The organism is Streptomyces mobaraensis (assembly GCF_020099395.1).
In the GTDB taxonomy this organism is placed as follows: Bacteria; Actinomycetota; Actinomycetes; order Streptomycetales; family Streptomycetaceae; genus Streptomyces.
Genome location: NZ_CP083590.1, coordinates 1,296,458 through 1,322,640 on the forward strand (window position 1 = coordinate 1,296,458; position 26,183 = coordinate 1,322,640).

The 26,183-nt window shown below is 73.9% G+C and carries 25 protein-coding genes and 1 pseudogene; 13 read left to right on the forward strand and 13 right to left on the reverse strand.

What is annotated here, in order from left to right; all coding sequences use genetic code 11:
• Positions 1–16: 16 nt before the first annotated feature.
• The gene (locus tag K7I03_RS05400; RefSeq protein WP_185943591.1) at positions 17–640 is read right to left on the reverse strand and encodes a response regulator; all 624 of its coding nucleotides are present in this window, start codon (positions 638–640) and stop codon (positions 17–19) included.
• On the opposite strand from K7I03_RS05400, the gene K7I03_RS05405 reads away from it, so the two are divergent.
• Positions 612–884: a hypothetical protein gene (locus tag K7I03_RS05405; RefSeq protein WP_185943460.1), complete on the forward strand. Its 273-nt coding sequence runs from the start codon at positions 612–614 to the stop codon at positions 882–884. The two genes, K7I03_RS05400 and K7I03_RS05405, sit on opposite strands and share 29 nt — an antisense overlap.
• On the opposite strand, the gene K7I03_RS05410 is transcribed toward K7I03_RS05405, so the two are convergent.
• On the reverse strand, positions 874–2,325 hold the full coding sequence (locus K7I03_RS05410; RefSeq protein WP_185943461.1) for an amino acid permease: 1,452 nt from the start codon (positions 2,323–2,325) through the stop codon (positions 874–876). The two genes, K7I03_RS05405 and K7I03_RS05410, sit on opposite strands and share 11 nt — an antisense overlap.
• Positions 2,326–2,706: 381 nt before the next feature.
• Between K7I03_RS05410 and K7I03_RS05415 the strand changes: the two genes are divergently transcribed.
• Positions 2,707–3,576, forward strand: coding sequence for an SAM-dependent methyltransferase (locus K7I03_RS05415; protein WP_185943462.1), 870 nt, complete (start codon positions 2,707–2,709; stop codon positions 3,574–3,576).
• A 16-nt stretch (positions 3,577–3,592) separates the two neighbouring features.
• Here the strand turns inward: K7I03_RS05415 and K7I03_RS05420 are convergent, their stop codons facing one another.
• Positions 3,593–4,384: an SGNH/GDSL hydrolase family protein gene (locus tag K7I03_RS05420; RefSeq protein WP_185943463.1), complete on the reverse strand. Its 792-nt coding sequence runs from the start codon at positions 4,382–4,384 to the stop codon at positions 3,593–3,595.
• A 116-nt stretch (positions 4,385–4,500) separates the two neighbouring features.
• On the opposite strand from K7I03_RS05420, the gene K7I03_RS05425 reads away from it, so the two are divergent.
• The gene (locus K7I03_RS05425; protein WP_185943464.1) at positions 4,501–5,028 is read left to right on the forward strand and encodes a GNAT family N-acetyltransferase; all 528 of its coding nucleotides are present in this window, start codon (positions 4,501–4,503) and stop codon (positions 5,026–5,028) included.
• A gap of 106 nt (positions 5,029–5,134) precedes the next feature.
• Positions 5,135–8,740, forward strand: coding sequence for an NACHT domain-containing protein (locus K7I03_RS05430; protein ID WP_185943465.1), 3,606 nt, complete (start codon positions 5,135–5,137; stop codon positions 8,738–8,740).
• Between the two features lie 51 nt (positions 8,741–8,791).
• On the opposite strand, the gene K7I03_RS05435 is transcribed toward K7I03_RS05430, so the two are convergent.
• Positions 8,792–9,886 (reverse strand): MBL fold metallo-hydrolase, encoded by a 1,095-nt coding sequence (locus tag K7I03_RS05435; RefSeq protein WP_185943466.1) that lies wholly within the window; start codon positions 9,884–9,886, stop codon positions 8,792–8,794.
• Positions 9,887–10,355: 469 nt separating this feature from the next.
• Positions 10,356–11,609, reverse strand: coding sequence for an aminotransferase class I/II-fold pyridoxal phosphate-dependent enzyme (locus K7I03_RS05440; RefSeq protein WP_185943467.1), 1,254 nt, complete (start codon positions 11,607–11,609; stop codon positions 10,356–10,358).
• A 338-nt stretch (positions 11,610–11,947) separates the two neighbouring features.
• Here K7I03_RS05440 and K7I03_RS05445 point away from each other — a divergent pair, with 338 nt between their 5' ends.
• Complete coding sequence (locus K7I03_RS05445; RefSeq protein WP_185943468.1) at positions 11,948–12,298, forward strand: VOC family protein; 351 nt, start codon at positions 11,948–11,950, stop codon at positions 12,296–12,298.
• A 280-nt stretch (positions 12,299–12,578) separates the two neighbouring features.
• Here K7I03_RS05445 and K7I03_RS05450 read toward each other — a convergent pair whose 3' ends face one another.
• On the reverse strand, positions 12,579–13,172 hold the full coding sequence (locus K7I03_RS05450) for a TetR/AcrR family transcriptional regulator (RefSeq protein ID WP_185943469.1): 594 nt from the start codon (positions 13,170–13,172) through the stop codon (positions 12,579–12,581).
• Positions 13,173–13,239: 67 nt separating this feature from the next.
• On the opposite strand from K7I03_RS05450, the gene K7I03_RS05455 reads away from it, so the two are divergent.
• Both K7I03_RS05455 and K7I03_RS05460 read left to right on the forward strand, forming a co-directional pair.
• Positions 13,240–14,058, forward strand: a complete 819-nt coding sequence (locus tag K7I03_RS05455; RefSeq protein ID WP_185943470.1) for a class I SAM-dependent methyltransferase — start codon at positions 13,240–13,242, stop codon at positions 14,056–14,058.
• A 228-nt stretch (positions 14,059–14,286) separates the two neighbouring features.
• Complete coding sequence (locus K7I03_RS05460; protein ID WP_185943471.1) at positions 14,287–14,721, forward strand: VOC family protein; 435 nt, start codon at positions 14,287–14,289, stop codon at positions 14,719–14,721.
• A gap of 56 nt (positions 14,722–14,777) precedes the next feature.
• Here K7I03_RS05460 and K7I03_RS05465 read toward each other — a convergent pair whose 3' ends face one another.
• Positions 14,778–15,386: a GNAT family N-acetyltransferase gene (locus tag K7I03_RS05465; protein ID WP_185943472.1), complete on the reverse strand. Its 609-nt coding sequence runs from the start codon at positions 15,384–15,386 to the stop codon at positions 14,778–14,780.
• A 275-nt stretch (positions 15,387–15,661) separates the two neighbouring features.
• Here K7I03_RS05465 and K7I03_RS05470 point away from each other — a divergent pair, with 275 nt between their 5' ends.
• The 3 genes from K7I03_RS05470 to K7I03_RS05480 all read left to right on the forward strand — a co-directional run bounded on the left by K7I03_RS05470 (position 15,662) and on the right by K7I03_RS05480 (position 17,240).
• Positions 15,662–15,838, forward strand: coding sequence for a hypothetical protein (locus K7I03_RS05470; RefSeq protein WP_185943473.1), 177 nt, complete (start codon positions 15,662–15,664; stop codon positions 15,836–15,838).
• Positions 15,839–16,058: 220 nt separating this feature from the next.
• The gene (locus K7I03_RS05475) at positions 16,059–16,574 is read left to right on the forward strand and encodes a GNAT family N-acetyltransferase (protein WP_185943474.1); all 516 of its coding nucleotides are present in this window, start codon (positions 16,059–16,061) and stop codon (positions 16,572–16,574) included.
• Positions 16,575–16,739: 165 nt separating this feature from the next.
• Positions 16,740–17,240, forward strand: coding sequence for a hypothetical protein (locus tag K7I03_RS05480; RefSeq protein WP_185943475.1), 501 nt, complete (start codon positions 16,740–16,742; stop codon positions 17,238–17,240).
• Positions 17,241–17,281: 41 nt separating this feature from the next.
• Here the strand turns inward: K7I03_RS05480 and K7I03_RS05485 are convergent, their stop codons facing one another.
• A complete protein-coding gene (locus K7I03_RS05485) occupies positions 17,282–18,505 on the reverse strand; it encodes a glycosyltransferase (protein ID WP_185943476.1) in 1,224 nt (407 codons plus the stop codon).
• A 174-nt stretch (positions 18,506–18,679) separates the two neighbouring features.
• Positions 18,680–19,261, reverse strand: coding sequence for a PadR family transcriptional regulator (locus K7I03_RS05490; RefSeq protein ID WP_185943477.1), 582 nt, complete (start codon positions 19,259–19,261; stop codon positions 18,680–18,682).
• A gap of 132 nt (positions 19,262–19,393) precedes the next feature.
• Here K7I03_RS05490 and K7I03_RS05495 point away from each other — a divergent pair, with 132 nt between their 5' ends.
• Positions 19,394–19,843 (forward strand): nuclear transport factor 2 family protein, encoded by a 450-nt coding sequence (locus tag K7I03_RS05495; RefSeq protein WP_185943478.1) that lies wholly within the window; start codon positions 19,394–19,396, stop codon positions 19,841–19,843.
• Between the two features lie 18 nt (positions 19,844–19,861).
• On the opposite strand, the gene K7I03_RS05500 is transcribed toward K7I03_RS05495, so the two are convergent.
• The 4 genes and pseudogenes from K7I03_RS05500 to K7I03_RS05515 all read right to left on the reverse strand — a co-directional run bounded on the left by K7I03_RS05500 (position 19,862) and on the right by K7I03_RS05515 (position 22,257).
• Positions 19,862–20,236 (reverse strand): multicopper oxidase domain-containing protein, encoded by a 375-nt coding sequence (locus K7I03_RS05500; protein ID WP_224346900.1) that lies wholly within the window; start codon positions 20,234–20,236, stop codon positions 19,862–19,864.
• A 601-nt stretch (positions 20,237–20,837) separates the two neighbouring features.
• Positions 20,838–21,443, reverse strand: a pseudogene (locus K7I03_RS05505) (multicopper oxidase domain-containing protein); the annotation flags it as partial.
• The gene (locus K7I03_RS05510; protein ID WP_185943480.1) at positions 21,440–21,823 is read right to left on the reverse strand and encodes a hypothetical protein; all 384 of its coding nucleotides are present in this window, start codon (positions 21,821–21,823) and stop codon (positions 21,440–21,442) included. The pseudogene K7I03_RS05505 and the gene K7I03_RS05510, both read right to left, overlap by 4 nt.
• 89 nt (positions 21,824–21,912) lie before the next feature.
• Positions 21,913–22,257 carry a darcynin family protein gene (locus K7I03_RS05515; protein ID WP_185943481.1) on the reverse strand — a complete coding sequence of 115 codons (345 nt, stop codon included), beginning with the start codon at positions 22,255–22,257 and terminating at the stop codon, positions 21,913–21,915.
• Between the two features lie 111 nt (positions 22,258–22,368).
• Here K7I03_RS05515 and K7I03_RS05520 point away from each other — a divergent pair, with 111 nt between their 5' ends.
• The gene (locus K7I03_RS05520; RefSeq protein ID WP_185943482.1) at positions 22,369–23,088 is read left to right on the forward strand and encodes a TetR/AcrR family transcriptional regulator; all 720 of its coding nucleotides are present in this window, start codon (positions 22,369–22,371) and stop codon (positions 23,086–23,088) included.
• 433 nt (positions 23,089–23,521) lie between these two features.
• Positions 23,522–26,128: a fibronectin type III domain-containing protein gene (locus tag K7I03_RS05525; RefSeq protein WP_185943483.1), complete on the forward strand. Its 2,607-nt coding sequence runs from the start codon at positions 23,522–23,524 to the stop codon at positions 26,126–26,128.
• Positions 26,129–26,183: the final 55 nt, after the last annotated feature.

Sequence of the window (26,183 nt, forward strand, 5' to 3'; positions counted from 1 at the left end):
GTGCGCGGCCCGTCCGTCAGCCGGTCCCGATCCCGGCGTCCCGCGCGCACAGCGCGGCCTGCACCCGGTTGTCCACCTCCAGCGCCGCCAGGATCCGGCTGACGTGCGCCTTCACCGTGCTCTCCCGCATCCCCAGCGCGGCGGCGATCCCAGCGTTGGACGCGCCGCCGGCGAGCAGCGCGAGGACGTCGGTCTCGCGGGGCGTGAGCCGCTCCACGCGGGCCCGGGCGGCGCGGCCGGAGGGGCGGGCCGTGTCGTGGTAGCGGTCGATGAGGCGGCGGGCCGCGTGCGGGTGGAGCATGGCCTGGCCCGCGGCGACGACCCGTACGGCGCGGACGATCTCGTCGGGTTCGGTGTCCTTGAGCAGGAACCCGGACGCGCCGGCGGCCAGCGCGTCGTACACGTACCGGTCGAGGTCGAAGGTGGTGAACACGACGACCTGCGGCGGGTCCGGCAGGGCGCGGAGCCGCCGGGTGGCCTCGATGCCGTCCACGCGGGGCATCCGCACGTCCATGAGGGCCACGTCGATCCGGTGGGCACGGGCCCGTTCGAGGGCTTCCGCACCGTCGGCGGCCTCGGCGGCGACGGTGATGCCGGGGGTGTCGTCGAGGATGTCGGATCGGGAGACGGTCGCGGCGATCCTTGGGCAGTACCTGTGCGCCCTCGCCCCCGGCGGGCACCTGACCTTCTTCGCCTACCTCGGCACCCGGCCGCTGCGCGCGCTGACCGGCGGCCGGGCCGAGGCGCGCCGGCACCGGGCGGTGGCCGCGCTGCTGGACGCGTTCACGGCCCGGTACGGCGTCGGGCGGCACGTCGTCTGGGACAACGTGCCGCCCGCTCGCGTACACCACCTGCTCGCCCCTGCCGAGGCGCTCAGCTCCTGAAGGCCGCCTCCGGCGCGGGCTCCGCGGCAACAGCGGACTCCGCGACGACGGCGGGCTCCGCGGCGGCCGCAGGCTCCCCGGCCCCGGCGTCAGCGGCCGTGGATCCGGCGTCACCGGCCGCGGCCCCGGTCCGGCGGGCCGCCATCCACACATAGACGAGGACACCCGCGAAGAGGAACAGCACCCCCTGGTAGACCGCCTTGTAGCCGGCGCCCGCGACCAGCCAGAAGGAGAAGGCGAACGCGCCGAGCGCCAGCACCAGGTCGCGGGTCAGCCGGCCCAGGCGCACCCGGTCGCGCCGGCCGGTGAGCAGGAAGTACACCTGGGCGGCGGCGGCCAGCAGGTAGGGCACGGTCGCGGAGAACGTGGTGACCAGCACCAGGATCTCGAAGACCCCGCCCGCCCCCGACACGTAGTTGATCACTGTCAGCAGGGTGGCCAGGACCGACGCGGCGAGCACGCCCGCCGTCGGCACCCCGCGCCGCTTGCGCGCGAACACGGCCGGGAACAGGCCGTCCTTGGCCGCCGCGTACGGGGCCTGGGCGCTCATCAGCGTCCAGCCGTTGAGCGCGCCCACGATGGAGATCACGGCGGCGGCGGCGATCAGGGTGCCGCCCCACTCCCCGCCGAACATCGCGTTGACGGCGTCGGAGAACGGCGCCGTGGAGCCGACCAGCTTGCCGTGCGGCACGGTGCCGAAGACCGCGAGGGTGCCGAGCAGGTACACCAGGGCCGCGCCGATGGTGCCGAGCACGCTGGCCCGGCCGACGTTGCGCTCCGGGTCGCGGACCTCGCCCGCGCTCATCGCCGCCGACTCGACGCCGACGTAGCTGTAGAGCAGGATCGCCGCGGACGCGGTCAGGCCGCCGGCCCAGTTCCCGCCGCCCTCGGTGAAGGAGCCCAGGTTGTGCGGGTCGAAGTAGAACAGCCCGACGACCGCCACGAACAGCAGCGGGATGAACTTGAGCACCGTGGAGACCAGTTGCACCGCCCCCACCCAGCGGGTGCCGGCGAGGTTGGCCAGGGCCGGCAGCCAGAGCATCAGCAGGGCCACGGCCAGGTCGGTGCCCATCGAGCCCTTGCCGCCCGTCAGCGCGTGGAAGTAGCCGACGCCGGCCACCGCCAGCGCGGCGTTGCTGACCCACGTCATGGTCCAGTACGACCACGCGGAGAGGAAGCCGGCGAAGTCGCCGAACGCCTCGCGCGCGTATACGTACGGCCCGCCGGTCCGCGGATGCCGCTCCGCGAGCCGGCCGAAGACCAGGGCGAGCGCGATGGCCCCGACCGTCAGCACGCCGAAGGCGAGCAGGCTGACGGTGCCATACGGGGCGACGGAGGCGGGCAGCAGGAAGATGCCGCCGCCGATGATGTTCCCCATGACGAGCGCTATCGCCGTGGGGAGGCCGAAACGGCGCGCGGGGGTGCCGTCGGTTTCGTGCATGGGGTGGTGCGCCTCTCATCCTGCGGGCAGGTCGCAGATATGTGCGACAGAAGCACATGGTGACCAGTGGAGGGCGCGGCGCAAAATCGCTCTTTTTTGTCCCGCGGAGGGCTGCCTTCCGCCGCAAAAGGTCCAGCTCGGCGGGGCACCTGCCGTGATTCGTCCACCCGCTCCCGAACGGAGATACGGAGGGTTCCGGCCGGTCGGCCGCGGCTTCCGTCCCGTTTCGCCGGACGCGTCCCGCCGCACGCGGCCGGGGCCGGGGGCAACGTTCGGGAGATCGTCCGCGTCTCCGCGGGCGACGCTCGCCGATCAGGCCGCGCTCGCCGAGGCCGGTCGACCGGCCCGTTCCCGTTCCCTTCCCCGCAGGAGGAACCCGCCATGATCAGTGGTTTCCGGGACGTCACCCCCCAGGCCATCGCGGAACTCTACGACCGCCACAGCGAACGGACCGCCGCGCTGCTCGGCGGCAGCATCCACTTCGGCCACTGGCCCGATCCGGCGGAGGGCACCCCCGCCGCGCCCGCCCTCTCCGTCACCACGGCGTCCGCCCGCATGACCCGGCTGATGACCGACGCCCTCGGGGTCGGGCCGGGAGAGCACGTCCTGGACGCCGGCTGCGGCACCGGCCGTCCCGCCCTCCAGCTCGCCCGCACCACCGGCGCCGCCGTCACCGGCATCACCCTCAGCGGGGAGCAGGTCCGCCTGGCGACCGCCGCCGCGGTGGCCGAGGGCCTGTCCGACCGGGTCTCCTTCCGGCTCGCCGACGCGGCCGAGCCGCCCTTCCCCGCCGGTTCCTTCGACGGGGCCTGGCTCTTCGAGTCCCTCCTCCACATGCCCGACCCCGGGCACGTACTGCGCCGGATCCACGACGTGCTCCGGCCGGGCGCCCGCCTCGCCATCGCCAACCTGGTAGAACGCGCCCCCCTGCCGGCCGCGAGCCGCACGGCCCTCGACACCTTCTGCGCACTCAACCGGATCGCCGCGATCCTGCCCCTCGCCGACTACCCCTCCCTGCTCGCCGACGCCGGACTGGCCGTCGAGAGCGTCGCGGACGTCTCGGAGCACAGCGTCCCGCAGACCCTCCGCGCCCTCTGCGCGGCCCTCCGGGCGGACGCGATGGACGTCCCCCCGGAGGAACGCGAGGAACGAGAGGAGCGCGAGGCCCTGCTCGGCGCGATGGACCGGCTCGCGGCCACGCCCGAGCTGGGCTACGCGATCGTGGTCGCCTCGAAACCCCGGCGGCCGTGAACCCCGCCGCCCCCGCTCAGAGTCCGCGCGACAGCAGCCTGAAATACCCGCGCTGACCTTCACCGTTGGGGTGGTACGACTCCCAGAACAGCGGTCCGGCCGGGTGGATCCACGGCGCGCCGGAGCAGGCCCCGTGCCCGGCGAAGGTCCGCCGCGCGTCGAGGTAGGTGAACCGCGCGGCCCGGGCGCGGTCGGCGATCACCGCGTCCAGGTGGTCGAGCGCGGCGTCCATCCGCCGGGCGTTCGGCGGGGAGGGGACCAGGCAGCCGGGCCCGCCGAAGAGGTACGGGTACCCCAGCACCACCACCCGTGCGCGCGGCGCCCGTTGGGCGATCGCGTGGTACGCGGCGTCCAGCCGGTGGGGCAGGGAGCGGTCCATCTCGGCCTCGGCCCGGTCCACCTCCGCGTCGCACGCGCCGGGCAGTCCGACGCTGCAGGCGAGCATGACGCGGGAGTAGTCCACGTCGTTGCCGCCGAGGGTGAGGGTGACGAGGCGGATGCCCGGGTCCAGCGCGCCGGCCTGCTTCCGCAGTACGTCGTCGCTGGTGGCGCCGGCGCAGGCGGGGAACCGGAAGTCCCGCACCCCATGGGCGGCGGCCCACAGCGGCCCGTAGGCGCGCGGGCTTCTCAGGCAGAGCCCGCTCGCCGGGTCGTAGGGCCCGGCACCGACGCCGGACGAGAACGAGTCGCCGAGCGCGGCGTAGGAGACGGGCGGTCCGGCGGCGGCGGGCGGCGGCGCGGACCAGAGCAGGGACGAGGCGGCGGCGAGGACGGCGGCGAAACGGGCGGCGCGGAAAGTCGGACGCACAGGATCTCCCTGGGTCGTGGACGGTGCGCCGTTCCTACCATCCACACATGCCCCAAGAGCGGCCGATCGTGGCCCGATTCACCTCTAGGAGGCGCTGGAATGGGCAGGATGCCCCCATGACGATCACCCTGCGCACCCCGCGACTGACGCTGCGCCGCTGGCGCGAGGACGACCTCGAACCGATGGCGGCCATCAACGGCGATCCGGACGTGATGCGGTGGATCAGGGACGGCTCGGTGCAGGACCGCGCCCAGACGGCCGCGAGCATCGCCGCCTGGGAACGGGAGTGGGAGGAGCACGGCATCGGCCTCTTCGCGGCCGAACTCCGCGAGGAGCGGCGGCTGGCCGGCTTCATCGGCCTGTCCGTTCCCCACTACTTGCCCGAGATCCTGCCCGCCGTCGAGATCGGCTGGCGGCTCGGCCGCCCCTTCTGGGGCCGCGGCCTGGCCACCGAAGGCGCCCGCGCCGTCCTGGACTTCGCCCTCCGCGACCGCGGCCTGGCCCGGATCGTCAGCGTGCACGCGGTGGGGAACGATGCGTCGGAGCGGGTGATGCGGAAGCTTGGGATGCGGTTCGATCGGGAGACGAGACATCCGCTGTCGGGGGCTCCTGTGCGTGTGCACGTGCTGGAGGCGAAGCCGTAGGGGTGGGACCGGGGCACCCCCCCCAACCCCCCGCTTGCGACCACTTGCCCACGGTGCCTACCGTGAAAAGAACTCCCCTCCCCACCCCTCCGGGAGGAGACGCCGCATGACGCAGGTCGTCCGTCACCCACCCGGCAAATCCCGCCCCCGCCCCGCCCCCGTCGCGACGCTCCCCCTCCGCCGGGCGGCGGCCGCCCTGCACTGGGCCGTTCTCTCCCGCCGGCACCGCCGCACGGTGCGCCGCGAGGCGCGGCACGGTGCGCCCCGCCCGGGCAAGTGGCGCCGGTGGAACTCGTACACGGCCGTCTCCCGCGCCTGCTGCCTGCTGATCGCGCTGGTGGTGGCCGCGTGGTGCGCGGAGGGGGTGTACATCGTCGTCACGGGGCAGACGACGCCGTTCGAGACCTGGCGCAAGGGGAACGCGGGCTTCGACGCGCTGATCCGCTTCGTCGGCCCGGTGCTGACCGCCGGGATCGCCTCCGCCGCGTTCCTGTTCTGCTGGTACGGCTGGACGAAGCGGCGGTATCTGGCCAAGGCCCGGCGCAGCCCGCATGAGCTGGTGCCGACGGCCGGGCCGGACACCGCCGAGATCGTCGGGCGTCAGGAGGTGGCACAGGTGATCGCGGAGCGGCTGCGGGACCGGGCCACCCGGCGGCCGTACCTGCTGGTCGGCGGCCTGGGGACGGGCAAGACGGCGGTTCTGGTGCGGCTCACGGAGATGCTGGCGCGGCAGGGTGCCGTGCCCGTGCCCGTCCGGCTGCGGGACACCGCGGACCAGGGGGAGCTGAACTTCGAGCAGCTGGCCCGGCGCCGGTTCGCGGAGGAGGCGCCGCAGGGCATCCTGGCGCGCAGCAAGAACGAGCGCGTCTGGCAGCAACTGCTGGCGGACGACAAGCCGGTGGTGATCGCGGACGGGCTGGAGGAGGCCGTGCTGGACGAGCGGTTCCAGGACGACCGGGACAACATCATCCGCCGCGCCGTCGAACGCGCCCACGAGGAGCGCCTCCCGCTGGTCATCGCGTCCCGTCCGCACACGCCGCTGGAGGGGACGCACGCCGCGATCATCGAGCTGGAGCCGCTCAGCGAGGAGGAGGCGCTGCACTTCGTGGAGGACCGGGCCGCCGAGTCGGACGAGCGCCGTCTCGACTGGATCGTGGAGACGGCGGAGGCCACCGAGTCGCCGCTCTACCTGCAGATCGCCCGCGAGCTGCACCGCCACCACAGCCTGGAGCGCGACCGGCCGCGCAACGACTCGCACCGGCTGGACACCCGCAGCTGGGACCGGTCCACGCTGCGGCTGTGGCTGCTGGAGACCTGGTACCACGCGCTGGTCGAGGGCCGGCTGCGGGAGGACGTCGGGCTGGCGGCGGCGGAGCGCCGGGACACCCTGACGGCCGTCTCCGCGCTGGCCTGCGCCGGACTGCTCCAGGACAAGCTGGAGGTCGGCTTCGGCGACCTGCTGGGCGCGGACGTCCATCCGGGCCCGGCCCGGCGGGCCGGGGCGGCGGCCGGGCGCCTGTGGGCCGGTCACCGCTTCGACCGGTACGGCAAGCGTGCCGACGCGTTCTCCGAGTGGCACCGCGAACGGCTCTGGGACGCCCTCCGCGAGCGGCTCGGGGACGAGGAGAAGCGGCAGTTGACGGTCGGCAACACGGGCCAGTGCCAGGCCGCGCTGGCCCGGGCGGCCTCCCGCGCGGACGCCCTGGGCCTGGTCGAGGGGTTCGAGCGGAAGGTCCGCTTCCCGCACAGCGTCATCCAGGCGTACCTCGGCTTCCGGATGCTCGCCCACCTCGGGGAGCGCCGCGCCGCCGCCCTCGTGCAACAGGCTCTGTCGCCGCCCGGCCCCAGCCGGGAGCTGCTCATCGCGCTGGTGCTGCTCTCCCGGGCGCGCGCGGCCGAACTCGCGGGCACCGGCGGCGGTCTGGCGGCGGACGTCCGCCGTGATCTGCACGAGCTGTGGCGGCGGTCGCCGCTGGGCGGCAGGTCGCTGGCCCGGCAGCTCGCCGCCGCGGCCGACCGCCGTACGGACCCCAAGGCGCTGGATCTGTACGCCGCCGCGCTGGAGATGGACGCGGTGGAGGAGGAACCGCGGCTGCTGGCCGCCGTCACCACCACGCTGACCAGGCGGTGGGGGGACGTCAAGGGCAACGGCCGGACCCTGGAGGAGGCCAAGCTCGGCCTCGTCAAGCAGCTCGGCGCGGCCCTGCGCGCGGCGGACGGGAGGACCGACACCACCACGCTGTACGAGCGGCTCTTCGAGCTGGCCCGGCAGGAGCCGTCGCACATCGTCCGGCTGGCGGCGGCCCAGGAGTTCGGCAACGGCGGGGACGCGGCGTTCGCCGTGATCCGCCGGCGCGTCGGCGTCGACTCCGACCCGGTGGAGGAGTACCGGGCGCGGGTGAGCGCGCTCAAGGACGAGCGCCGGCGGGCGTACGACGCGTGGGCCGCCGAGCGGGGGACGCCGGCCGGCCGGGGCTCCGCGTCCGGCGCGCCGGACCCGCGCGACGGGGAGCGGCAGGACCTCCACCGCCGCTACCGGCGGCAACGGGTGGACCTGATCCGCGAGTTCGTCATCCGGGCCTGGATGGTCCCGATGCTGCTCGGGTCCGTCTCCGACGGCCATCGCGACGAGGCGCGGTACCGGCTGACGAAGTGGATGCGCCACCTCGACCCGCGGCACACCGGCGGCACCCCCGACCTGCCGCTGGTCCTGGAGAACGCGCTCGCCCAGGGCTTCAAGTACGCCGCGAACCGGCGGAAGCGGCACCCGCTGGCGTACGAGGGCGGGCGCAGCGAGCTGATCCGGCACGCGGAAACGGTCCTCCAGCAGTCCCGGTGCTGGTACGCGCAGCTCACGCTGGTGCAGGCGCTCTGCCTGTGGGAGCTGCCGGACAGCATCGTCCGCGGCGGACCGGATCCGGCGGCGGGCCCGGGAGCGGATCCGGAGTGCGCGGACGACGGCGCGGGACCGCCCGCCGCCCGGCCGACCACCGCCGTGCAGACGGTGCGCCGCTGGTTGTCGATGGCGGGCACGGGGGCGGGGGACGGGCCGGCGGACGGCACGGCGGGTGGCACGGCGGGGCGGCCGGTCCTGCACCCGTTCGTCGCCGAGGCCGGCGACCTGGCGGCGCTCGCCCTGGAGACCCGGCGCCCGGAACGTTTCCTCTGGATCGACGAGAAGGCCGTCGTCGACACGATCGGTTCCCGCGCCTGCGCCCCCCGGCGCTACCGCAAGCACAACCTGTGGCTGCCGCCCTCGGTCGGCTGGAGCACCCTGGACGCGCGCGCCCAGCGCCTCGTCGCCGACGTGCTGGTGCTGACGAACCTGATCGAGCGGGACGGCCGGCCGGACGAGGTGGAGGACCGGTTCCGCCGCTCGGGGCAGCCGGGCGGCGCGCTGCCGCCCTGCCTCACCCAGGACCGGACGCCCCTCCACCCGGAACTGACGGCCGGCACCTCCGCGCTCCCGGCACCGGGCTCGACCTGCCTGCCCACCTGCCCGTTCCAGTTCTGCCCGTACCCGCCACGCGGCGTCCGGCCGCGGGCCGAACTGCGCGAGCCCTTCTGCCGGCAGCAGCAGGCCCTGCTGCGGGGCCGGGTACGGGGGCGCTCCCCCGGCGTGCTGCGCCGGCGGACACCGCACTGGGCGGGCATGCGGGCCCGGGAGCTGCACGACTTCTGGGAGGCGATGGCCGCCCGGTCGCGGGGGTGAGCCGGTCGCGGGGTGAGCCGATCGCGGAGGTGAGCTGGGGACGCCCGTCCCTCACTGCGCGGCGCCGCCCCACGCCCGCCGCGCGCTCTCCGGCGCCGCGCCCCGGGCGCTCTCCGGCCCCGCCGGCCCCTCCAGCACCCGGGAGCCGCCGACGGGCAGGTCCCACAGGTCGTCCCGGTCCCGGCCCGCCGTCCGCCAGGCGGCGCGCACCCGGCGCAGCGGCTCCATCGGCGGTTCCGCGGACAGCAGGAAGGTGCCCCAGTGCATCGGGGCCATGGCTCGGGCGCCCAGGTCAAGGCAGGCCCGGACGGCCTCCTCCGGGTCCGTGTGGACCGGCCCGAGCATCCAGCGCGGCGCGTACGCGCCGATCGGCAGCAGCGCCACGTCGATGCCCGGGTAGCGGGCGCCGATGCGCTGGAACCAGGGGCCGTAGCCGGTGTCGCCGGCGAAGTGGACGCGCCGGCCGTCCGGGGCGGTGAGCACCCAGCCGCCCCACAGTGAGCGGCAGGTGTCGGTGAACGTCCGCTTGCTCCAGTGATGGGCGGGTACGAAGTCGAAGCGGACGGGCCCGGCGGCGCCCGGCAGTTCGACCGCTTCCCACCAGTCCAGCTCGGTGACCCGGGTGAAGCCGCGCCGCCGTGCCCAGCGGCCGAGCCCCGCGGGGAGCAGGAGGTGGATGTGGCGCGGGAGCCGCTTGAGGGTGGGGGCGTCCAGGTGGTCGTAGTGGTTGTGGCTGATGACGACGGCGTCCACCCGGGGCAGGTCCTCCCAGGGGACGCCGACCGGGGTGATTCTGGGCGGGGTGCCGAGGATCCGCCGGGACCACACCGGATCGGTGAGGACGGTGAGCCCGCCGACGGCGATCACCCAGCTGGCGTGCCCGGCCCAGGTGACGGCGACCGTGGCGGCGTTGACGACCGGGGGCGGACCGGGTGCGACGGGCAGCTCGGAGACCTCCCGCAGCGCCTCGGCGCCCGGCCGCAGCATGCCCTCCCGGGCGAGCCGGGCCAGTGCCCGGACGCCGGGCAGGGGCGCGGTGAGCCGGTCGGCGAAGGACCGCGGCCAGGTACGGATCTCCCCCGTTGGACGCGGTTCCGGGAGGGGACGCCCGGGTTCCGAGAGGGGGTGCTCGGTCTGCTCGGTCATCGAAGGGCTCCGTTCGGGGGGACCGGGGTGCCGGCGCGGCGCGGGGGCGGCGGCACGCTCGTCGTCGATGGTCGGGAACGGGTCGGGAACCTCGGGTACCGGTGCCGGGTCACGCGTCCGTGCCGGGTCACGCGTCCCAGCCGGCTCACGTGCCCTGACCGGCTCATGCCCGGGCGCCGGTCCACGTGCCCGGGCCGGCTCATGAGCGGACGCCGGTGCACGTGCCCCGGCCGACTCATGTACCCCGGCCGACCCACATGCCGGTGCCGGCTCACGCGTCCGTGCCGGTTGGCCTGTCCTGACCGGCTCATGTGCGGATGCCGGTGCATATGCCCGGGCCGGCTCATCTGCGGATGCCGGTCCACGTGCCCAGACCGACTCATATGCGGATGCCGGTCCACGTGCCCGGACCGGCTCGCCTGCCCCGGCCGGCCTGCATGCCGGTGCCTGCTCACCTGCCCCGCCCGGCTCACGAGCCGGTGCCGGCCAGAGCGCGGAACGCCGCTTCCAGGCCGGCCAGCGCCTCGGCGACCTCCGGCAGGGCCGGCGGGTCCGGGGAGTCCAGGGCGCGCTGCCGCGGTTCGTCGCCGGGGCCGAGGAACGGCAGGGCGGAGAGCCGGACGCGCAGGGCGTCCGGGTCGTCGCCGAAGTGGTGGCCGCCGGGGACGGGGTGGCCGAGCGCCGCGCTCAGGTGCGTCTCCAGCTCGACGGAGTCGGTGATGCCCCGCCGGGCGAGGCCGGCGCGCAGTTCGCCGAGGTCGGCGTAGAGGTGGGGGCCGGTCTGGGGCGGCCGGGTGAGCGCCCCGGCAGCGGTGGTCCGCTCCAGGACGGCGGCGGCCATCCGCCCGTAGAGCCGCGCGGCGGCCGCGGTGTGCTCGCGGACGGGCGGGGGTTCGGTCAGCGCCCAGCGGGCGGCGACGGCGACGGGCGGCGGGAGTTCGGCGCGCAGCGCGTCCAGGACGGACGCCACCCGGGCGCGCAGCACGGCCCCGGGGCCGGACCTCGGGAACACGGCGAACGCGGCCGGCCAGGCGGCCGGCAGAAGAGTCCCGGCGAGCTCGGTGAGGACCACCACGCGCTCCGGATACATCTCGGCGGGCCCGACGAAGACGGTGGCGTGCGGGTCGTGGCGGACGTCCCGCCATGTCTCGTCGCTGACGACCGTCAGGTCCTCGCCGGCCGCGGCCTCGCACACCTCGTGCACCAGCTCCGGCGGCGCGACCGTGCCGGTGGTGTCGTCGGCGACCGACAGGACGAGGAACCGCGGCCTGCCGCCCTCGGCGCGGATCCTGCGGACGGTCTCCAGCAGGGCGACGGGATCGGGGACGCCGCCGGCCTCGGCGGTGACGGGCACGTGGTACGCCAGCCGGCCGGCGAGCCGGGCGAGCGGCGCGTACCAGGACGCGCAGGGGCGGGTCAGCAGCACCTCGCCACCGGCGGACGCCAGCAGGGCCAGCAGCAGCGGCTGGGCGCCGGGCGCGGCGAGGACGTCGGAACGCTCGGGGGCCGGACCCCGGCGGGCCCGGTACGCGCAGGCCGCCGCCCGGAGCTCGGCCCCGCCGCCGACGGGCTCCGGCCCGGTCCGCGACGCGGCCTCGGCGAACCGCTCGCGCAGCTCGGCCGGGACGGGCAGCCCGCGCTCGGCAGCGGGAAACGCCGGGGGCGCGGGGGGCGTGAAAGGCGAGGGGGGCGCGGGAGGCGTGCGCGAGTGGCTTGGCTGCATCCTGCGCACCTCCGTCCCGCGGATCGCCGTCCGCCGCGCCCGCTTGTCCGGCGGAGCTTTTCCGCAAACGTTTTTCTGTCCACCTTCGCAGATCACGGCGGTGCACGGCCGCCTGACACGGGCGGGCGGGTGACGGACCGGACCACGGAACGGGACGGGACGCGGCCGCCGGGGGCGGGCGGGAGGACCACCATGCCCGACGGGCGGGACGCCCGGGAAGAGGACGGCGACGGTCCGGCCGGGCGGCGCGCTACCCCGGGAACTGCCGTCCCGTGAACGGCAGTTCGGCCACCCGGGGCCGTCTTCCGCACCGCCCCAGGACAACTAGCCTGGCTGCCATGAACATTCTCGGGACTTCGCTAAGGGTGTGCGTCGGCGATCTGGAAGCGGCGATCGCCGTCTACGAACGACTGACCGGCGCGGAAGCGGTGCGCTTCCGACGAGGCGGCGTGTCGGTGGCCGCGGTCGGCTGCTTCTTCCTGATGAGCGGCCCCGAGGCGGAACTGTCGATCCTGCGGAAGATCACCGCCACCATCGCGGTGACGGACGTGGACGAGGCGGTCCGCGACCTGAAGGCGGTCGGCGCGGAACTCATCGCCGGACCGGTGCCGACCCCGATCGGGCGGAACCTGGTGGCCCGGCATCCGGACGGGTCGGTGTTCGAGTACGTGGACCGGGCGCGGGGTTGACGCCCATGCCGGACGGGCCGATTCAGCCCGTCCGGCATGTGAGGACGAGCGGCGAAGCCGCGATCACGGGGGTCCGGGGGCATACCCCCGGGAATCGGCGCAGGGGAGGGACCGGGGCACAGCCCCCCGCAGGGGCTCACTGGAGCACCGGCGGCTCGCCCACCCCACCTCCGGCGCCCCCCCCGCGACGCGGCGACCGCCTCGCCCCCGATCCGCTCGGCCAGCCGCTCCTCCAGCCGGGCGAGCACGGACGCCGCCGGCCCGCCGGCCCGCCCCGCCACTACCCCGCCCGCACGACACCGCCGACGACCGCCGCGACCGTCCTGCGCACCGCGTCCGCGCCGGGCGGCGGGCCCGTCCGGTCGGCGAAGAGCAGGTGCGCCGCCCCGATCAGCGTCGGGGCGAGGACGTCGACGTCGGCGTCGGGCGCGAGGCGGCCGAGTCCGCGCTCGGCGGCGAGGTACGAGGCGAGCACGGCCGCCGCGTCCGTCAGGAGGGGGACGCCGGTGGGCCGTTCGCGGCGCAGCCGGGCCCGCAGCCCGTCCCGGGAGGTGACGAGCCCGACGATCGCGACCGCGACCGTCTCGAAGAGGCTGGTGAGCGCGTCGGCGAGGCGGCCGGTGAGGTCGCCCGTCCCGGCGGAGGCGCGCAGGGCGGCGCCCTGTTCCTCGATCCGCCGGACGCGGTCCAGCACGAGCTCGGCGAGGAACGCGTCGAAGTCGGTGAAGTGCCGGTGCAGGACGCCCTTGGCGCACCCCGCCTCCGTGGTGACCGCCCGGCTGGTCAGCGCGGAGGGCCCGTCGCGGAGCAGAACCCGCTCCGCCGCGTCGAACAACTGCTCTCGCACATCCCGCATGGCCACGCCCGTCGGCATCGCGCACCGTTCCCTTCCGCCGGTCGGCTCCCCTGACAAGTGGGCACTCGCCCACTAGAGTGGGCACATGCCCACTCCCTTGCCCGAGGGAGCACGTCCCTCACCTCACGCGCCCCATCTTGCCCGCCACGTCGCGGAGTCGTTCGGCGCGGACCCCGAGCGCTACGACCGGGCGCGGCCCCGCTACCCCGACGCGCTGATCCGCCGGATCGCCGCCGCGGACGCCACCCCCCTCGACATCCTCGACGTCGGCACCGGAACCGGCATCGTCGCCCGGCAGTTCCGCGCGGCCGGCCACCGCGTGCTCGGCGTCGAGGTCGACGACCGGATGGCCGCCTGGGCGCGGCGCGGCGGACTCGCCGTGGAGACCTCCGCCTTCGAGACCTGGGACCCCGCCGGCCGGACCTTCGACGCCGTCGTCTCCGGCCAGACCTGGCACTGGATCGACCCCGCCGCCGGCCCGGCGAAGGCCGCCGAGGCGCTGCGGCCGGGCGGCCGGCTGGCCGTCTTCTGGAACGCGGCGCTGCCGTCCCCCGAGGTGGCGGAGGCGTTCGCCGCGGTCTACGACCGGCTGCTGCCCGGTTCGCTCGCCGCCCGCCAGTGGACGCCGGGCCCCGATCCCTATATGCCGCTGTCCGAGCGGGCGGCCGACGGCATCCGGGACTCGGGCGCGTTCGGCGCGCCGGAGCACTGGCGCTTCGACTGGGAGCGGGCGTACACCCGGGACGAGTGGCTGGACCAACTGCCCACGTCGGGCGCCCACACAGGGCTCCCGCCGGAGGTCCGGGAGCGGGTGCTGGACGGCGTCGGCGCGGCGGTCGACGGGCTGGGGGGAACGTTCACGCTGCGGTACGCGGCCATGGCGGTCACGGCGATACGCGCCTGACGCAGCGTCACCCGTAACCTGACGTTGCTCCACCGAGTGAAGGTCCACTAAGGTCGGCGACGTGACTGCCGGGTCGGCCATGGGCCATACACGAGCAGGGTTCCCGGCCTCGGAGTGAGCGCGAGGCGGGTGAGAGCCCCGCCTTCCTCTCCGCGTCTTCCGTTCCGCGGGCGCCTGTTGTGGCGCGCCGCGCACCAGCGAACCCACGACACGGAGAAACACCCACCCATGCCGCACGCACCACAGCCCTCACCCGACCCCGCGGGCGAGTCCGTCACGCCCGTCGTCCACCTGAACCACACCGCCGTCTACGCCGCGGACCGCCAACGGTCGGCGGATTTCCTCGCCGGCGTCCTGGGCGTGGAAGTCGGCGCGCCCTTCGGGCCGTTCCTCCCCGTCGACCTCGGCAACGGGGTGACGCTCGACTACTGCGAGAAGCGCGACGAGCCGATCCAGTCGCAGCACTACGCGTTCCTCGTGCCGGAGGAGCGGTTCGACGGCATGATCGACCGGCTGGAGGCGCTCGGGGTCACCTACTACGCGGATCCGCACCACACCGAACCGGGCCGGGTCAACGGCTGGTTCGGCGGGCGCGGCGCGTACTTCGAGGACCCGTCGGGTCACAACATGGAGATCATGACTCGCCCCTACGTCCGCCCGTAGCGGCGGGACCGGTAACGGCGGGACCGGTACCGGCTACGCGGCTGCTCCTCAGATCGTCAGACGCCGGCGGGACGGCGCGGCTCACGCCACATGCCCCACAGCGTGGGCCCGCCGCCCGGCAGCACCATCTCCTCGCGCACGGTGAAGCCGAAGTGCTCGTAGACGGGGATGTTGGACTCCTTGGAGGACTCCAGATAGGTGGGCATGCCCGACGCGTCGGCCTTGGCCAGCCCGGAACGCAGCAGGGCGGACCCCTGCCCCTGCCCCTGGGCGGCCGGGTCGGCGCCGATCAACGCCAGGGACCAGTGCGGCTCCTGGGGCGTGTGCCGGGCGGCCGTCTCGACGGCCTCCCCGAACAGCCCGGCCCGGTCGCCGAGCAGGGCCACCAGTTCCTGGATGGTCTCCGCATCGGGCACGGCCTTCTCCTGCGCCTCCGGCGCCACCCAGAACGCGGCGGCGTCCGCGGTGCGCTCGCACACGCCGTTGAGGACGTACTGCCGGCTGAAAATCGTCGAGAAGTAGGCGGTCAACGACGCCTCGCGCGAGGTCTCCTCGGGGAAGAACCAGCGCATCATCGGGTCGTCGTCGAAGGCACGGGCCAGGCAGCGGCTGATCGAAGCGGCATCGTCGATGACCGCCGCCGTCGGCGTGTTCGTTATCGGCATACGTGCATTGTGCATCCAGCGATCTTGGCCGTCGGACGGGGGTCGGGTTCCGGCCGACGCCCTCTTGTGGTTCGCCCCCCGGACGCTCCCATGTCTCCGGCCCGCTAACATCCCGGAACCCGGGGCGCCGGCCGCGGGCCGTGACGGAGGTGGCTGTGCGATCCCCCGGAGAAGCGGTACGCGCCCGCCTGGAATGGTGGGCCAATAGCGAAACGTGCCTGATCAGCGCTCCCGTTCGGGTGACCGCCGGGCCCGGAGGCCATGGCTGGGAGGCGGTGGCCGAGACGGAGCCGGGCCACGCGGAGAGCGAGGAGCTGCGGCAACTCGTCCGGGACGACCCCTGGTTCACCCTCAGGACGGCGGACGGTTCGAGCGTCGCCGTCGAGGTGGAACCGTCAGGGGACGTCCTGAAGCTGCGGGAGGTCGTGGACGGCGCGGGAGCGCCTCGCTGACGGCCCCGCACGCGCCCGCGCACGACCGGACATGATCCAGAACACGTTTACGCCGCACACGGCAGGGTGTTACGTTCGCGCCGACGCGAGAGACGCGTGTGATCACGGATGAGGAGGTCGATGAGTATGGCCGTCGCAGGCCCTCTTCGGCATACCCTCGTCCGGCCCACGCGCTAGCCGAACAGCGTGGTCCGGTCGTCACAACGACCAGGAGAGTCACGTGAATTCCTCCCTCGCGACACCCCACACCGAGCTGACCACCGAGCGCCTCGTCCTGCGTCCCTGGACCACCGCCGAGGCCGCGGCGGTCCTCACCGACGCCCGGTCGGCGCAGTGGGCGGACGACTTCCCCGCCGAAGGCGACCGCGTCATCGCCGGCCTTCTCCGGCAGAACCCGGCATGGCTCGGCGAGCACGGCCACCGGTTGGTCGCCGAACGGTCCAGCGGTCACATCGTGGGCTCCATCGGCCTGTTCTGGCCGCCCGCCGAGGGGGCCCTGGAGCTCGGGTACGGCATCGTGGCCTCCCGCCGCGGCCGGGGCTACGCCACCGAGGCCACCCGGGCCCTGGCGGCGTTCGCCCTCACCGCACCCGGCGTCCACACCGTGTCCGCCGGTGCCGAGCTGGCGAACCCGGCGTCCGTCCGCGTCCTGGAGAAGGCGGGCTTCCGCCGCTCCGCCACCGACGGCGACATGGCCCGCTTCGAGCTCACCGCACCGGAGCGGTACGCCCGGTGAACCCAGGGGCCGGCGGCCCGCCACCGGCCCGCCACCGGCCCCGGCCGTCACCTGAACGAGCGATGTTCACCCCGTTCCCCCGGCACCACACTCGGAACCGGGCGGTGCGCACACCGCCCGTGTCGTGTGCGCACCGCACGCATCGCAGGGTGAAGGAGGACCGTGATGTTCCGCGTGACCACACGTGGTTGGCCCGCCGCCGGCGCGGCGGCCCTGCTCCTGGCCGCGACGGCCACACTGCCGGCCGCCGCGGGCGGCGTCGCCCGCGCCCCGCTGGCGACCGTCAACTGCGCCGGCCCGATCACCGTGAACGTCCATCCCGTCAACGGCGCCGTCGACGGCAAGAGCGGCAGCGATTTCCGCTGTGCGACGCCCGATCAGTCCTTCACGGCCGCACTGACGATCTCCGGCTCGGTGACCGGCAGCGGCGACCTCTTCTTCACGACGAGAACCACCGACAGCCTCAAGCGGTCGGACACCGGCCAGGTCATCACCTTCTCCATCGACCGCCGCTTCGACCGGGACAGCACCGGAGCGATGGGCAACGCCACCGAACGCGGCTCCAGCGGCCAGGCCAACGATTCCGGGACGGGCCTCTTCGGCACCGCGACGGGCCTGGTCACCTTCGTCATCAACACCAACTACCAGCTCGACATCCATACCTGAGGACGGCGGCCGGACCCCTCACCCCTCCACAGCCGGCCCCCTCACCCGCCGGCCGCCACCTCCCGCAGCAACTCGGCGGCCACCCGCGCCCCGTCCTCCCGGACGGTCCCCGCCACCGCCCGCGCCCGCTCGGCGGTTTCGGGGTCCAACGCCGTGGCGAGCTCGGCGGACAGCGACGCGGCCGTCGGCGCCGGCCCGCCGTGGCCGTGCACCGCGCCGATGCCCAACGCGGCGACCCGGGCGCCCCAGTAGGGCTGGTCCGCGATCAGCGGGACCACCACCTGCGGCGCCCCCGCCCGCGCCGCCGTCGTCGTGGTGCCCGCGCCGCCGTGGTGCACGACGGCGGCCACCCGGCGGAACAGCGCCTGCTGGTTGACCTCGCCGACGACGAAGCAGTCGTCGGCGTCGTCCACCGGGGCCAGACCGGCCCAGCCGCGCGCGAAGAGGACGCGGCGCCCCCGCGCCCGGCACGCCTCGACGGCCACCCGGGCGATGCCCTCCGGGGCGTGCGCGGCCATGCTGCCGAAGCCCACGTACACCGGTGGTGCGCCCGCGTCCAGGAACTTCTCCAGGTCGTCCGGGAGCGGGCGGTCGTCGGGCAGGATCCACGGTCCCGTCGGCACGAGGTCGAAGTCCGTCATGCCCTCCGACGGGCAGAGCGTCGGGTCCGCCGCGAGCCACGGCCGGCCGGTGAAGACGTGGTCGCGGACGTTGTCGACGGGCGGCATCCCGAGCGCCGCCCGGTGGCTGTTGAGCGCCTCGCCGTACAGGGCGTTGACGCGCTCGGCGTCCTGCCGCCACAGCACCCGGAGGTCGGTCTCGCCCTCGGGGGACGGGGTGCCGGGCCGCGCGCCGGGGCGGAAGCGGGGTGACGGCAGCCCGTAGATGTGGCAGCAGGCGTACACGTAGCCGATGCCGAGCTTCTCGGCCACGTCCCGCGCCCCCGCCGGCATCAGGCCGGTCGCCAGGACGACGTCACAGCCCTCGGCCGCCGCCGTGAGCGTCTCGAAGCGGGCGGCGACGAGCGCGGGGGCGAGCCGGAACGCGTCCTCCCGCGTGGGCGGCCGGGTGCCGGACACCACCGGCCGCACCGCCGGCCCCAGCGGCACGAACCGCGCCCCGGCCCGTTCGATCAGCACCGCGAACTCCTCGTCCGGCGGCGCGCAGACGCGCGCCTCCCCGCCGAGCTCCCGCACCGCGGCCGCCAGCCCCGCGATCGGTTCGACGTCCCCGCGCGATCCCCATGTCGTGAGCAGTACCCGCATCCGTCGCGACCCCCATGTCCGTTCGATCCGGCTTTGGCCGCCGATTGTGCGGGGTGGTGGGGGTCTTGCCGCAAGCCCCCTGGTGGGTTATACGTTGAGAGTGGCGAGGAGTGCGTGCGCTCCTCGCCTTCGTCGATTCCCCCCCCTCGTCCGGGACGGGACCGTTGTGGACCGTCATGGCTGACGGTCCCCGCGCGGGCGGGCCGGCCGCCGCTGCCGCAGGACGGCGATCGTGCGCTCGCACCAGTCGCGGTTGCCCTGTTCGAAGGCGAGGCCGCGCAGGCAGGTGAGGTACGGGCCGACGCGGTCGCCGTGGCGGAGGAACTCCTCCTCCGTGCGGTCGCCGCGCATGCCGCCCAGCAGCCTGCCGAAGAGGTCGATCTTGGCCTGGGCGAAGGCGGCGCGCTCGGCGAGTTGGGCGATCAGCGCGTCGGTGTCGACCTCGTCGGCGGCCTGGACCTTGACGAGCAGGTCGTCACGGATGAACGAGGGCTTCGCGGACGCGGCCGCGAACGCCTCCAGCTCGGCCCGCCCGGCGTCGGTCACCCGGAACAGCCGCTTGGTGGGCCGGGTTTCCTGGACCACCTCCCGTCCCGCGACGAGCCCGTCCGTCTCCAGACGGCTCAGCTCGGCGTAGAGCTGCTGCGGCCGCGCGTGCCAGAAGTTCGCCACGCCCAGGTCGAACGCCTTGGCCAGTTCATATCCGCTGAGTTCCCCGTCCAGCAGTGCCGCCAGCACGGCGTGCCGTAGCGCCATCGGATCGTCTCCTCCGTCTCCTGCCGCGCCACTGTGTCGCACCCCTGTCGCGAGGCACACCAACATGGTACTCATGAATATGAGTAATCACCTTCATGAGTAGCGCATGAGTAGCAGGAGCGTGAGCCAGGCATGACCACTGCCGACCGATCCAGCACCGCCGACCGATTCCGCGCCGCCGTCGACAGCCGCGATCTGGCGGCCCTGGACGACCTGTTCACCGAGGACATCCGCTTCTACAGTCCCGTCAAGTTCACTCCCTTCGAAGGCAAACCGATGGTGCTCCGCCTCTTCGGCGTGCTGCTGCGCACCTTCCACGACTTCCGCTACATCGGTGACCACACGGGCACCGCGCAGACCAGCGCCGACGGCACCCCGGCCCCGTCGGCGGTGCTGCTTTTCCGCGCCAGGGCGGGCGGCAAGGAGATCCACGGGATCGACCTGCTGCACTTCGACGAGGACGGCAGGATCAAGGAGTTCACCGTCATGGTCCGCCCCCAGTCCGCCGTCCTCGCGCTCGGCGAAGCGGTCCACGCCGGCCTGGTCGCGGAGGCCGGTCCGGGGGCGGATGCCGGCCGGTAGGTCCGCGCGCCGGACGGCCTAGACGACCCGGAAGTTCCCCATCATCGCCATGTCCTCGTGTTCGAGGTTGTGGCAGTGCAGCATGTACCGCCCCCGGTAGCCGGCGAACCGCACCAGCACCTCCACCACCTCGTACGGGCGGACGTCCACCGTGTCCTTCCAGCCGGCGTCCGAGGCGGCGGGCGGTCTGCCGCCGCGTGCCGCGACCTGGAACTGGGCGAGGTGGACGTGGACGGGGTGGTGGAAGTCGCTGCTGAAGCGCCAGCGTTCCACCGTGCCCAGGCGCGGTGCCGCCAGGTCGGTCCGGGGGTCGAAGGGGCGGCCGTTGACGGTCCAGAGCGCACGGTCCTCGCCCGCGTTCGTGCGGCGGAAGTCGAAGGCGCGTACCGGCATGTCCGCGCTCGGTGCCAGGTGTTCGTAGGAGGCGGCGAGGCGGGGAGGGACGCGGCTGTCGTCGCGGCCCCCCGCGCAGGACGTCGAAGCGCATGACGTCCCGCATGCCGCCCCGGGCCGCCGTGTTGCGCAAGGTGACGCGCGTGCCGAGCGGGTGGCCGCCGAAGTCGACGACGACGTCGGCCCGTTCGCCGGGGGCCAGGGTGACGGTCCGCAGCGGTCGCGGCGCGGGGAGGAGGCCGCCGTCGCTGCCGACCTGGAGGAACTCCGCGCGGGGCCCCTGGCCGGCCTCCAGAGTGAGCTGGTAGCGGCGGGCGTTGGAGGCGTTGAGGAGGCGGAAGCGGTGGCGGGTGGCGGACACCTCCAGGACGGGCCAGGGCGCGCCGTTGACGAGCTGGACGTCGCCGAGCACCCCGTCCGGGAAGGCGTCGTGGACGCGGCCGGGGCCCGGGTAGCGGAAGGAGCCGTCCTCCTCGAACGAGCGGTCGCACAGCATCAACGGGATGTCGCGGTCGCCGCCGGGCAGCGGAAGCCGGTCCTCCTCCTCGTCGTGGACGAGGAAGAAGCCCGCCAGGCCGCGCCAGACCTGTGGGGCGCTGAAGTCCATGCGGTGGTCGTGGTACCAGAGCGTCGCGGCCCGCTGCGGCAGCGGGTAGGCATAGTCGCGGTACCCGACGGCGACGCGGCCGTCCGGCACATCGCCCGCCATGCCGTCGTGGGTCCGGGTCCCACGGATCCGCGTCCCGCGCACCCGGCCCGGTGCGCAGCCGGCCGGGAGGAGCAGGTCGGTGGGATAGCCGTCCGACTCCGGCGGGGTGATGCCGCCGTGCAGGTGCGTCACCGTCGGAACGCCGAGGCCGTTGCGCACCCGGAGCACCGCCCCGCGCCCCGAGCGGGCGGTGAACGTCGGACCGGGGAAGATCCCGTCGTACCCCCACACCGTCGTCCTGCGGCCGGGCAGAATCTCGACGCGGCCCTCGCGCTGCTCCACCTCGTAGACGTCCGTCCCCCGCTCGCGGCGCGCGGGCCGGGCCACGGGCGGTACGGGCAGGGGGACGCCGAAGGGCTGCGGCGGCGGGCCCGCGCTCACCAGCACCCGGCCGGTCGACGCGCCTGCCAGCCGGGACCAGCCCGCCGCCCCCACGGTCACCGCCGCACCGGCACCGGCCGTCAGTCCCAGCACCCCGCGTCGGCTCAGGAGCCTCATCCAGCCACCTCCGTCACGGTGACGGCGGGGGTGACACGGTGCGAGAACGCCCAGTACGCCAGGGCCGTAGAGCAGCCGAAGACGGCCATGCCCAGCGGCATGTGTCCGGCCAGCGCACGCGCCTCGCCGAGCCCCCGCTGCACACCCACCAGCACCACCAGCCCCGCGCTCACCGCCGCCGGCCAGCCGGGGGCGCGCAGCCACCGCCACACCACCAGGGCGGCGACCGTCTCGACGACGGTCAGGGCACTCAGCACACCCGCGTTGGCGGCGTGCCAGGCGAGCAGGTCCAGGTCGCCGGTGACGAAGAGGCCGGCCAGGGCGGCCTGGACGAGCGTGTCCAGCAGCACCGCCACGGCTGCGGCTCGCAGCACGCGCATCGGCCACACGCGCCCCGGCCGGACGCGCCCCGGCCGCACGCACGCAGACCGCACCCGCATGAACCCCCACCGTAGAGGCCGTCCGCCGCTCACCGGCCCGCCCCGGCGGCCAGCGCCCGCTCGTACGCCTCGAAGCCGTCCTCGACGCCCAGGAACACCTCGCCGAACGTCAGGTACCCCTCGGCGATGACCGGCGTGTCCCGCAGCGCCTCGACCAGGAAGTAGTAGGCGCCCAGGTCGTCGGTCTCCAGCACGGTGAAGTCCGAGAAGCGGCCGTTGAACGCCTCGGCGTCGAAGAAGCGGGCCCGGACCCGGTCCGCGTAGGCGGCGAAGACGGGCTCCAGGTGCGCGGCGCGCATCGCGTTGCGCTGTTCACGCGAGAGGGCCAGCCAGCGCGGGGTGACCGTGTAGGTGAGGACGATGCCGTACTTCATTCCAGACTCCCCCGAGGAGACAGACAGCTCACTGCTAACACCGTTAACTTTCCGGGAGAAGGTAAAGTTACAGGTGTTCACATTGTCAAGCGGGAAGGCGGGCCGAGCCCGATGACCAGCAATGCGGGAACGCGCACCGGCCGCCGCCACCGGGTGCGCGAGGAGGCGCTGGCGGAGATCCTGCGCACGGGCCGGCGGCTGCTGGTCGACGAGGGGCCGGGGGCCGTCACCCTGCGGGCCATCGCCCGCGAGATGGGCATGACCGCGCCCGGCCTCTACCGGTACTACGCCGGCCACCGCGATCTGATCCAGGCCCTGGCCTCGTCCCTCTACGACGAACTCGCCACCGCCCTGGCCGCCGCCCGCGACCGCCACCCGGACACCGCGCCTGGGCGGCAACTACGCGCGGCAGCCCGTGAGTTGCGACGCTGGGCGCTCGCCCACCCCCGCGAGTTCGGGCTGCTGTTCGCCAAGCCGGACGCGGACGCGGACACCACGCCCGGGACCGCCGCCCACGACTCCGGCTGGCGCTTCGGCGGCGTCCTCCTCGGCCTCATGGTCCGGCTGTGGCGCGACGGAACGATCCGCCCGCCCGCCGGCCTCGATCCGGCGTGGACGGCGCAGCTGGAGGAGGTCCGCGAGCACCTCGACGGCGAGCCGGTGCCGTTGGACGTCATCTACGTCTTCGTCGCCTGCTGGGCGCGCCTGTACGGGACGGTCGCCGTCGAGGTCTTCGGGCACCTCGACTTCGCCCTCACCGACCCCGAGCCCCTCTTCGAGCGCACCCTCGACGACATCCTGACCGCTCTGGGCGTCACGGACGCACGGTGATCGGCTGATTGGCCGAGCGGCCGAGCGGCCAAACAGCTGAGCGACTGAGCGCGGTCGGCCGCCAAGACCGCCGGCCGCTTTCCGGATCGACCTCTACCGGCACGGGATCTCCCGCCCGAAGTCCCGGCAAACCCTCGGCGAACCCTCGGCACCTCACCTCAACCACCAGCCAAGGCGACAATTCACCCCTTGTAGGCACTCTGCGGGTACGCCATGATCACCCCATTGGTGCCCTTCGCCCCTCAGACGGTGTGAAGTGCCCGAAACACCGCCCCGGCACGGGACTTCGCGTCCGGGGGTCCTTCGCTGTTGAGGAGTGGTGGGCAGCATGCCCGGTGCAGAAATAGCGAGAACACGTCCCGGCGGGCGCAGACGCCACAGACGCCTGCGCGGCACTTGCCTCCTTGCGTTCGCCTTGGCGATGGCGTTGCTGATGACCGGATCCGCGGAACCCGCCATGGCGGAGGGGCCCACCAAGGGACCCGGTGAGGCGTGCGGCGCACACGCCACGTCCTTCACCGTCGAACAGAACGCGCCCGTGACGCTCCGTATGGGCTGTGCCCGCGATGCCGGGATGCTCGGGAAGCTGGGAAAGGACGATGGCGACCTGATCATCGCCCTTGATTTCCACGTTCCCCCCGAGCAACAGGATCAGTTGGACCAGGTCAAGTCGGACTGGACGGGCTCGATACGCGCCGACCAGGACGCGGGCATGACCGTGGGCGAGTCGCTGGCCAAGCGGCTCCAGCAGCACAGCGTGGGGATCTATCCCCCCAAGGACTGGAGCACCGCCGGCCTCGACGGGCGCGTGGTCTCCGTCGACAACAGCCTCGTGTTCGTGGTCGCCAAGGACAAGGTCGGTACCACGGCGAACGCTTGGCAGAAGTGGATAGCCAGTGGTGTCGCTCTCGCCGTCACCATCGTCTCCGGAGCCGCGTGCCTGCTCGCGTTCAACGTGGGGGCTCCGGCGGCGGCTCCGGTGTGCGGGGCGGTGAGCGGGGCGATGGGCGCACTCGTCGGTGAGCTGATGAACGCCTATTTCGACAACCGTTCGCTCGGCGACGCCGACGTGTGGGCGGAGGCGCTGGCCGTCGCGATGTGGGGCGGCGTCAGCGGCGGCCTCGGCGGCCAGTTGCTGAAATGGGCTGCCTCGGGCACCACCTCCGTGATAGCGAATGCTCAGACGAGCCTGCGGAGCTGGGCGACGACGCTGGGGAACCTGGGCAATCCCCTCGGGTTCATGGCCGACCGCCTCAAGGGTATGGGGCCGAACCTGTACGAGTCCCTGCAAAGGCTTTCCCGCGGTGTCGGCCAGTCCAAGGTGCCGCTGAAGGTCATGGTGGTGGGCGATTCGATGTCCCAGGGCTATGAAGGTGACTGGACCTGGCGCTACCGCCTGTGGGAATGGTTCAAGAAGGAGCGCATCGACGTCGATTTCGTCGGCCCGTACGAGGGGACCCGGCCGCAGGAGGCCCCCAAGCCTCCGTCCGCGCCGCCCCTTCAGGGGGAAGCCCCGCCACCGGCCGACAGCACTCCCGTCACCTCGGGCGGGTACGCGGCCGGGGTCGCGCCGGACTTCGACACCGACCACTTCGCGGTCTGGGGCCGGCAGGCGGCGCAGGACAAGAAGCTGATCGCCGAACAGGTGGCGAAGTACCAGCCCGACCTGCTGCTGGTGGGGCTCGGGTTCAACGACATGGGCTGGTTCGTCAGCGGCCCGGAAGGCACGCTGGACAGTATGCGGACGCTGGTCGAGCAGGCCCGCGCCGTCAAACCGGACCTCAAATTCGCCCTGGCCAACGTTCCGCAGCGGAAGTTCATCGGCGGCCGCGACGACCTGCCCGTCAACACCACGAAGTACAACGGAATGCTCGCGGACGCGATCCCGAAGTGGAGTACCGTCAAGTCCCCCGTGGCCCTGGTCGACTGGGCCCGCAACTACAGCTGCGACAGGGACGTCTGCCATGCCGGTTACGACGGGCTGCACCCCAACGCCCTGGGCGAATACCAAATCGCCCAGGCATTCGTACGCACCTTGCACGACAGCTACGGCCTCGGCAGAGAACTGGTCAGCTTCCCCAAGGACATCCCCGAACGGCCGGCGCTCGCGCCGGGCACGATCTGGATCGACTCTGGACCGAGCGGCATCACTCTGAAATGGAAACCGGTCTACGGTGCCCGCGGTTACACCGTCCGGCACCGGATCAAGGGCTCCGGCACCTGGAACGAGACGCCGGTCAGAGCGGCCCGCTTCGACACCACCTGGACCCTCGACGGCTGGGAATGGGAATACCAGGTCCGCACCGACAACGCCGATGACGGGAAGTCGGGGTGGTCCGAGACGCTCAGCGCCACCGCGCACCCGAAGACCGCCGCGGCGCCCAAGGGGATTGTCACCCGCGCCACCGCCACCGGCGTGGACGTGTCCTGGGACGCGCCGACCGGCCCGTACACCGACACGATCGACCGGTACGAGATCATCACCTGGGACAGGGACACCCCCGGAGCGTTCATCAACAGCACCGCGGTCAGGGGGACGTCGGCGCACATCAACGGTTTGCACGAGGGCCACCACTACCTCGTCGCAGTGGTCACCTGGAACGCCGCCGGCGGCGGCATGCCGGGCGTCGCCCGTTCCGTCACCGTCGGCGCCGGGACACCACCGGCCCCCAGCGGATTGGAGGTCACCTCCACCGACGCCACCACCGTGCAGCTGACCTGGTCCGGGTCCGCCCAGGCCGCCGGCTACCGCGTCTGGGTCCGCAACATCAACGACGGCAGCCCGTCCAAGGCCGACGAGTACGTCACCACCGAGACCAGCCGGGGCATCGCCTTCCTGTTCCCCGGCGTCTGGAACTACGAATTCTGTGTCACCGCCGTCAACGGCGAAGCCGAGTCCGGCAAGTCCAACTGCGTGATCGCACCGCGGCCTCCGGCGACACTCAAGGGCGCGGCCGCGCCGACGGACGCCAAGAAGGGCAACCCGCTCTCCGCCCTGATCCGGGCCCCCCGGACACCGGCCGCCGCATCGGCCGGTTAGCCCCACCTGACGAGACGGCGGCAGGGGAACACCCCTGCCGCCCCTCGCCTGGGCA

Coding starts and splice junctions, on each gene's coding strand:
- K7I03_RS05405 (WP_185943460.1), top strand. CDS start 612: ATGTCGGATCGGGAGACGGTCGCGGCGATCCTTGGGCAGTACCTGTGC.
- K7I03_RS05410 (WP_185943461.1), bottom strand. CDS start 2,325: ATGCACGAAACCGACGGCACCCCCGCGCGCCGTTTCGGCCTCCCCACG.
- K7I03_RS05415 (WP_185943462.1), top strand. CDS start 2,707: ATGATCAGTGGTTTCCGGGACGTCACCCCCCAGGCCATCGCGGAACTC.
- K7I03_RS05425 (WP_185943464.1), top strand. CDS start 4,501: ATGACGATCACCCTGCGCACCCCGCGACTGACGCTGCGCCGCTGGCGC.
- K7I03_RS05430 (WP_185943465.1), top strand. CDS start 5,135: ATGACGCAGGTCGTCCGTCACCCACCCGGCAAATCCCGCCCCCGCCCC.
- K7I03_RS05435 (WP_185943466.1), bottom strand. CDS start 9,886: ATGACCGAGCAGACCGAGCACCCCCTCTCGGAACCCGGGCGTCCCCTC.
- K7I03_RS05440 (WP_185943467.1), bottom strand. CDS start 11,609: ATGCAGCCAAGCCACTCGCGCACGCCTCCCGCGCCCCCCTCGCCTTTC.
- K7I03_RS05445 (WP_185943468.1), top strand. CDS start 11,948: ATGAACATTCTCGGGACTTCGCTAAGGGTGTGCGTCGGCGATCTGGAA.
- K7I03_RS05450 (WP_185943469.1), bottom strand. CDS start 13,172: ATGCCGACGGGCGTGGCCATGCGGGATGTGCGAGAGCAGTTGTTCGAC.
- K7I03_RS05455 (WP_185943470.1), top strand. CDS start 13,240: ATGCCCACTCCCTTGCCCGAGGGAGCACGTCCCTCACCTCACGCGCCC.
- K7I03_RS05460 (WP_185943471.1), top strand. CDS start 14,287: ATGCCGCACGCACCACAGCCCTCACCCGACCCCGCGGGCGAGTCCGTC.
- K7I03_RS05465 (WP_185943472.1), bottom strand. CDS start 15,386: ATGCCGATAACGAACACGCCGACGGCGGCGGTCATCGACGATGCCGCT.
- K7I03_RS05480 (WP_185943475.1), top strand. CDS start 16,740: ATGTTCCGCGTGACCACACGTGGTTGGCCCGCCGCCGGCGCGGCGGCC.
- K7I03_RS05485 (WP_185943476.1), bottom strand. CDS start 18,505: ATGCGGGTACTGCTCACGACATGGGGATCGCGCGGGGACGTCGAACCG.
- K7I03_RS05490 (WP_185943477.1), bottom strand. CDS start 19,261: ATGGCGCTACGGCACGCCGTGCTGGCGGCACTGCTGGACGGGGAACTC.
- K7I03_RS05495 (WP_185943478.1), top strand. CDS start 19,394: ATGACCACTGCCGACCGATCCAGCACCGCCGACCGATTCCGCGCCGCC.
- K7I03_RS05500 (WP_224346900.1), bottom strand. CDS start 20,236: ATGCCGGTACGCGCCTTCGACTTCCGCCGCACGAACGCGGGCGAGGAC.
- K7I03_RS05510 (WP_185943480.1), bottom strand. CDS start 21,823: ATGCGCGTGCTGCGAGCCGCAGCCGTGGCGGTGCTGCTGGACACGCTC.
- K7I03_RS05515 (WP_185943481.1), bottom strand. CDS start 22,257: ATGAAGTACGGCATCGTCCTCACCTACACGGTCACCCCGCGCTGGCTG.
- K7I03_RS05520 (WP_185943482.1), top strand. CDS start 22,369: ATGACCAGCAATGCGGGAACGCGCACCGGCCGCCGCCACCGGGTGCGC.
- K7I03_RS05525 (WP_185943483.1), top strand. CDS start 23,522: ATGACCGGATCCGCGGAACCCGCCATGGCGGAGGGGCCCACCAAGGGA.